Genomic DNA, 7,424 nt, shown 5'->3' with positions numbered 1-7,424 from the left:
TCCAGTAACTGTTGCTTGGTTGCTTACCGAACCAGTATCGATGTTGGTTTGAGTAATGGTGTAGTTGGCGGAGTATGCCCAAGTTTCACCTACATCAAGCAGGTTGTCGTTATCGGTATCACCAGAAGCAAGAGCAATTGTACCTCCTAACATAGGATCGGTAAGTACCACATTCGTAATGGTCGTATTTCCAGTATTTGTAAGAGTAAAGCTATAGGTTATGGTTTCCCCCACATTGCTACAGCCATCCGAGTTTTCATCATTAAAAAGAGCTGTTTTAATAAGAGCAATTCCATCAGACTGACACAAATTAGTTTGTGTTGGATCGTTTTCAAGAATGCTATTGTCGTCAGATATGTCTGTGACAATTACGCCTTGAGATGATGCAGCATTTACTGTAGCTTGATTGGTAACGAATCCCGAGTCAATATTGTTTTGAGTTAAGGAATAAGGAGCTATGTATAACCATACTTCTCCCACATCAAGCGTGTTGTTAGAGTTTAGGTCACCAGAATCTAATGCTATTACACCCCCTAATAAAGGGTCATTAACTGTTACATTTATCAAGCCAGTATTACCTTGATTCGTAACCGTCATCGTATAGGTTATTGTTTCTGTAGTATTGCTACAAGTATCTGAGTTTTCATCGTTAAAAGTAGCAGTTTTAACAATTGCAATACCTGGATCTTGACATAGGTTGATAGTAGTTATATCATCTTCTACAACATTATTATCGTCAGATAAATCAGTAACAGTACCCCCTGAAACAGTGCTAGCCTGTGCGGTAGCTTGGTTTTGAACGAAGGTATTTGTAATATCTAAGGGAGTAATGTTGTATGAGCCTGTATATGTCCATATTTCATCAACGTCTAATTCATTGTCGGTATCAGTATCGCCAGAGCTATATGTGACTGTCAATAAAGGATCAGTTACAACTATTGAACTTAGTGTTGTATTTCCTGTATTGATTACTGAAATTACGAATGTGATGGTTTCTCCATTATCGCTACAACCATTACCGTTTTCATCGTTTATGGTTCCTTGTTTGATAAGGGCTATATCTTCAGTTTGACATAAATCAATCACAGTTGGGTCGTCCTCTAATATGCTATTGTCATCAGACAAGTCACTTACGTTAGTTCCTCCTGTGCTTACTCCTGTTACCGTAGCTTGACCTGTAACGGAACCATTGTCAATATCGTCTTGAGTAATCATATAGTCTAGTGAGTATATCCATGTCTCATCAACATCTAATTCATTATCACCATCAGTATCTCCAGAATTGAGTGTTAAAGGAGCTGGAGAAATAGGGTCGGTTAATTCAACATTTGTAATACTAACATTACCTGTATTGGTCACGGTGTACGTATATGTAATTGTTTCTCCTTCATTGGCACATCCATCACTATCAAGGTCATTAAAAACACCTTCTTTCAATAAAGCAATACTAGCTTGTTGACAAAAAGTTGTGTTAGTTACATCAATATATCCACCGTAAACTTCGATTGAATTTACAACGGCAACTAATGAGTTTACTGTTAATTGAATTTCATCAAAACTAGTGCTAGTATCAAAAGCTACAACGTAAAAACTATTTGTACTTGTTGGAGTAATATTAACTAACCCAAGAGCTTCAAGGGCTAACAGATTATTAGCTGTTTGTTGCTCTTGTTGAACACCATCAAGATAAGTTGTAATTGTAAGTGTATTTACTAAGTCTGCTTGAAGTAAATCGTTTGTGTCTCTTATTACAAATCCAGTTTGTGTACCAGCAGGATAATCAACAAGTACATCTTGAACTGAAATAGAAGCACTTCCTGCTACGCCAGCTACAATGTTTATAAGAGCGTAGTCTGAATTGTCTTCAGAGATAGTATTTACTGCATTATCAACCTCGCAAGCAATACAGGCGACACCATCAGTTCCTGTATTATCATTGTTTATGATTACAGAATTACTAGGATTTGATAGTACGTAAGGCTCATCACAATTAATTATTCCTGGACAGAAAGATTGAAATACCATTCCGTAAACTCTGGTACTACCTAGGTTTAAAGAAAGGGTTTGTGTAATAGAAAGTTGTACTTCGTCAAAAGGAGCAGTAGTAACAAAACCTACTCTTACCGATTCACTTCCTGTTAATAATAAACCAGAATATACAGGAAGTAATTCAGTTGTACCTGTTTTAGATTCAACAAGTACTCCGTCTAAATAGGTTGAGATAGTTATGGCATCAAGCAGTTGAGTGTTTAGAAGCGTGGTGTTTTCAATGTTAAAACCAGCAAAAGTATTAGCGATATAATCGGTAATTTCATTTTTGTAGGCTATAGAAGCTGTGCCTGCTACCCCGGCTAATAAGTTTATAGAAGCATAATTTGAAGTGTCTGAATCGATAGCGTTGTTAATGTTGTTAACACTTCCTAGTGTTAAAAAACCTCCATTTCCTGTATGCTCTTCTACAGCTCTTATAGGATAATTTGGTTTGGTAAGTTGGGTAGCAGAATTACAAGTTAACTCAGGGCCTTCACAAAACCGATTAGTTACAGCAGCATAAATATTTGTTGTCGATGCAATTCCAGCTAAACTTGAAATTGAGATTTCAATAGCATCATAATTTGCTGAGGTATAAAACCCGACATAAAACTGATCAGTTCCTAAAATAGGGCTGTCTAAAGTTAATAACGAGGTGCTTGTATTGGTTTCCTGTTGTACTCCATCAAGATAAGTTGTTACAGTAATGGCATTTAAAAGGTCTGCTTGAAGCAGGGAAGTATTTTCTATCAAAAAACCTGCATAGCCACCAGACTCAAGAAATTCACCAGCTGTATTATCAGTTATAGTTAATGTATGCGTTACTCCCAAACCAATAAGTGTTGATACAGAAGCAAAGCTAGATGAATCTGTATCTATAATGTTGCCAGCATCCGAAATACCACAACCTACCACACAAAGTCCAGAAGTATTTTGGTTTACTGTTAAATCTGTGAAATTATCATTTGTTATTGCAACAGGACTTTCGGTATTACAAGGAATTGGATATTGGACCCCATTTGTATAAATAATATACTCTGCTGTAGATTGACATCCGTTTGCATCTGTTACTGTTACAGTATAACTTCCTTGAGTTAATCCAGAAATAGAAGAAGAAGTTTCTCCTCCAGGATTCCATAAATAGGTGTACGGAGGAGTTCCTCCAGAGACTGATAAAGAAATGCTTCCATCTGAAGCTCCGATTGAGGTTTCTTTTATTGTGTTACCTGATATTTTTATGGAGTTGTCTACATAGCTTCCGTAGACTTCAATACTATTAATAGTAGCAGCGAGTGCACTAACAGTAAGCTGAATTTCATCGTATTGAAGGTGAGTAGAAAACCCTACCAAATAAAAACCATTAGTTGTAGAAGGAGTTATGTTTATTAAACCTAATGCTTCGAGAGCTAGTAAATTATTTCCAGATTGTGTTTCTTGTACCGAACCCTCTAAATAGGTGGTTATGGTCAGAGAATTTAAAAGGTCTAATTCTAATAAGTCGTTTGTATCTCTAATAATAAATCCAGCAGTGCTTCCTGAAGGAAAATTGTTTACAACGTTTTCCACTGAAATAGAGGCTGTGCTAGCAAGGCCTGCCGTTACATTGATCATGGCAAAGTCAGATTCACTTTCACTAATAACATTTGTGGCATTGTCTACTTCACAAGCAACACAAGCTACTCCGTTTACACCTGTATTTGTATTGTTGATTATTACAGGATGAGAAGGGTTGTTTAATACTGTAGCAGTATCACAATTTAAACTGCCTTCGCTAAAGGCTTCTAAAATAAGACCATAAACTCGCGTGCTACCTAGGTTTAAAGAGAGGGTTTGTTGGATGGATAATTGAACTTCATCAAAAGGCAATGAAGTTAGAAAGCCGACTTGAGAACGTTCGGTTCCTGTAAATAACAACCCGCTGTCTACCGATAATAATTCAGAACTTCCTGTTTTTATTTCTTGTTGAACGCCATCTAAATAAGTTGTTATAGTCATTCCATCAAGTAGTTCAAGATTTAAAACAGAGGCATTTTCAATATCAAAACCTACATAGGTCTGTGCAGGGTAGTTTGTCAATTCATCTTTTATAGCAATACTTCCAGTGGCTATAACACCTAAAGTAAAATCAATACTAGCATAGGTATTACTATTGGAGTCTATTGCTGAATTAGTGTTTGTAACGGCACCAACATTTAAAAGACCGCCCATTCCTGTGTGTTCCTCAACAATTCGAGCAGGAAAATTTGGCTTGTTGAATAGGGTAGGAGTATTGGGTTCTAAATCGGGGCCAACACAAAAGCTATTGGTTACAGGATAATAAACAAAGGTGTTAGAGGCTATGCCAGCTAAACTAGTCAATGAAATTTCAATACGGTCGTAATCTAATGTAGTGTAAAAACCTACGTAAAACTGATTGTTATTTAGAAGAGAACTGTTTAGCGTTACTAATGAAGTACCAGAATTTGTTTCTTGTTCTGTACCGTTTAAATATGTAGTGATGGTAATAGCACCGAGCAGGTCTATTTGAGCAACAGAACCGTTTTCTATTAAAAACCCCGCATAACTTCCGGCTTCAAAAAACTCATCGATAGTATTATCTGTTATGCCTATAGTATGAGTTACTCCTAGTCCAAGTAAAGTGGAGACTGTAGTATAGTTTGTAAGGTTAGAATCTGTTAAATTATTAAGATTAGAAATTCCACATCCTAATAAGCAAAGACCATTGGTATCTTCATTTATAGTTAAATCAGTAAAACTTGAAGAAGTTATAGCAACGGGAGAGTCAGTATTACAAGGAACCGGTATAGGTGGGTAGTAACGAGTATTGCTACTTAAATTATTTTTTTCAGAAAATGAGGAGAGGGTTAAAAACAAAAAAAATAAGAAAGTGAATTTGAATTGTATGCACGTTTTTTGTAACGTTAAGTACGCTTGAGTAATTCTTTTCATAATAGTTGATTGGTTAGACACAGTAAATAACCGTCAAACCATTAAATAGTAGTTTGTGGATAGAGACAGTTATTACATTAAATTAAAATGTTTGGCGATTAGCTTCTAAAAACTAGGATGGATAGCTAATTTTTTAACAAAGTAACGAGTTGTAGTTCATTTTTCGGGGGCATAGTTGGTTATAAGTAATAGGTATAGTAGTAAAACTTCCAAATGAATGGTTGTTTAAAATGCAACAGCTTAGTTGTTGAAATAGCAGTAGGTCGATTAAAAAAATTTGGTTAGAAATAATGGTGTTTATTATAGCTAACCTTTTTCGCGAGGTAAGAGGTAAGTAATCACAATACGAGGGACTTAAATTAAAAAAACTTAAATGTGTTCCAGTAATATCTAAAAATAGAAATTACGTAGCTTCCAACAGTCAATAGTTTATCATTGACAGTAAATAGTATTTTAACTTTAAGGGGTGACCAAAAGAAATAAAACAATAATTAAATGACTCATATTTATTTTAAATCTATTGTGAATATAATAAAAAATTAATTAAAACAAAAGAAATGAAGAGATGTATGCTGCTTTTTTTTGTGGTGTTTTTGTCTGTATACAAGTGTTTTATGTTCTAAAAAGAGTTGTCGCTTTAGTAAAAGGGGCTTTTTTAGTAAGAACAATTAAAGTAAGAATTTAATAGCTAAATGAGTTGAAAAGGGTTTGTAGCATCTTTGTTAAGAATGTCTTAACATTTTTTTAACTTCGTTTAGTTCGGAATGTTCCGAACTAAACTTATTTTTGCAAAGTAAATTTTATTGGAGATGAATCAAGTAGAAAAAAGAAAATGTGAATTAGTTGAGAAACTTGGTATTTTTTTAGAGAAAAAAGAACAGTTGGCTCCAGTGGCGGCGAGGATATTTTCACATATTATTTTAACAGGAAAACAAGGAACTACCTTTGAAGATTTGGTGTCTGGTCTTTGTGCTAGTAAAAGCACAATTTCAACACACCTCAATCATTTACAAGGACTGAAGAAGGTAAGTTATTTTACCAAAACAGGTGATAGAAAAAAATACTTTATCCTTAATAGCGACACTATGTTACAAGGAATTAGCAATATGGTAGAAGAATGGGAAGGAGAAAAAGAGTTGCACCTAGAGGTTAAAGAATATAAAGAAGATATTAATAAAACCTTGAAAGAAGAAGATAAGTTTGATCTTGGCTTTCACGATAGTTTTATTGAGTTTTTAGATGGAGCTGTAGTGTCTATTACCAAACTGAAAGAAAAAATTATAAACCACTAACACTAATTTATTATATACATAAAATGAAATATCAATATATATACGGTATTGCTATTCTTAGCATTGTTGCCTTATTTTTTACGAGTTGTGGAAAACAGCAACAACAAAACCAACAACAAACACCAGCACTACCTTTTCCAGTAGTAAAGGTAGCAGAGAAATCAATAACAAATTACCAAAGTTATCCAGTAACTATTGAAGGTGAAGTAAATAGTGAAATAAGACCAAAAGTTTCTGGATACGTAAAGAATGTTTTGGTAAAGGAAGGACAGAAAGTTAAACAAGGGCAGCTATTGTTTAAGTTAGAAACACAGTCGTTAAGCCAAGATGCTGAGGCAGCTAAAGCAGCGGTAAACACGGCACAAGTTGAAGTTAATAAACTGAAACCACTAGTAGAAAAGAACATTATTAGTCCAGTTCAACTAGAAACAGCTAAGGCAAGTTTAGCACAAGCTAAAAGTACTTATAACAGTATTGTTGCAAACATCAACTATGCAAACATAAAAAGCCCTGTAAACGGATTTGTAGGTTCGATTAATTATAGAAAAGGAGCTTTAGTAAGCGCACAAAGTACAATGCCTCTGACAAAAGTAGCCTCTATAAAGAATGTATATGCCTATTTCTCTATGAATGAAAAAGAATTTTTAAACTTCATTGATTCAGCAGAAGGTGAGACAATGGATGAAAAAATTAAAAAATTACCACCAGTAAAGCTTGTATTGGCAAACGGAAAAAAATACGAGCAAACTGGAGCTATCGAAACTATTGCAGGAGATATAAATCAGCAAACGGGAACGATTAGCTTTAGAGCAAAGTTTGATAATAAAGCAGGTTTGTTACGTAACGGAAGTAGTGGTACTATTTTAATACCTAGAGTACACAATAATGCATTAATTATACCTTCTGAATCTACATTTGAACGTCAAGGTAAGGTGTATGTTTATACCGTAAGCAATGACTCTTTGGCTGAAAAAACTATTGAAGTTGAAGCACAAGTAGGAAAGCTTTACGTGGTAAAATCAGGATTAGAAAAAGAAGAAACCATTTTAGCTAAAGGCTTAAACAAAGTGCGTTCAGGAGCAAAAATTAAACCTGTTCCAACACCTTTAGATAGTATAGTTAACTCATTCGATACGGTATTTAAATAATAAA

At 34.6% G+C, this 7,424-nt stretch carries 3 protein-coding genes; 2 read left to right on the top strand and 1 reads right to left on the bottom strand.

What is annotated here, in order from left to right; all coding sequences use genetic code 11:
• Positions 1–4,980, bottom strand: a 4,980-nt coding sequence (locus tag V1T75_RS10310; RefSeq protein WP_443082046.1) for a beta strand repeat-containing protein, incomplete at its 3' end; no start/stop codon positions are given.
• A gap of 809 nt (positions 4,981–5,789) precedes the next feature.
• Between V1T75_RS10310 and V1T75_RS10305 the strand changes: the two genes are divergently transcribed.
• Together V1T75_RS10305 and V1T75_RS10300 are read left to right on the top strand one after the other, a co-directional pair.
• On the top strand, positions 5,790–6,272 hold the full coding sequence (locus V1T75_RS10305; RefSeq protein ID WP_330488463.1) for a GbsR/MarR family transcriptional regulator: 483 nt from the start codon (positions 5,790–5,792) through the stop codon (positions 6,270–6,272).
• Between the two features lie 23 nt (positions 6,273–6,295).
• Positions 6,296–7,420, top strand: a complete 1,125-nt coding sequence (locus V1T75_RS10300) for an efflux RND transporter periplasmic adaptor subunit (protein ID WP_330488462.1) — start codon at positions 6,296–6,298, stop codon at positions 7,418–7,420.
• Positions 7,421–7,424: the final 4 nt, after the last annotated feature.

This window comes from Tenacibaculum sp. FZY0031 (genome assembly GCF_036350695.1).
Lineage (GTDB): Bacteria > Bacteroidota > Bacteroidia > Flavobacteriales > Flavobacteriaceae > Polaribacter.
Note: the sequence above shows the minus strand (reverse complement) of the source record. Positions and strands in the feature narration are given on the sequence as shown.

Excerpts from the sequence above, each read along its gene's own strand:
- V1T75_RS10305 (WP_330488463.1), top strand. The coding sequence starts at position 5,790 with ATGAATCAAGTAGAAAAAAGAAAATGTGAATTAGTTGAGAAACTTGGT.
- V1T75_RS10300 (WP_330488462.1), top strand. The coding sequence starts at position 6,296 with ATGAAATATCAATATATATACGGTATTGCTATTCTTAGCATTGTTGCC.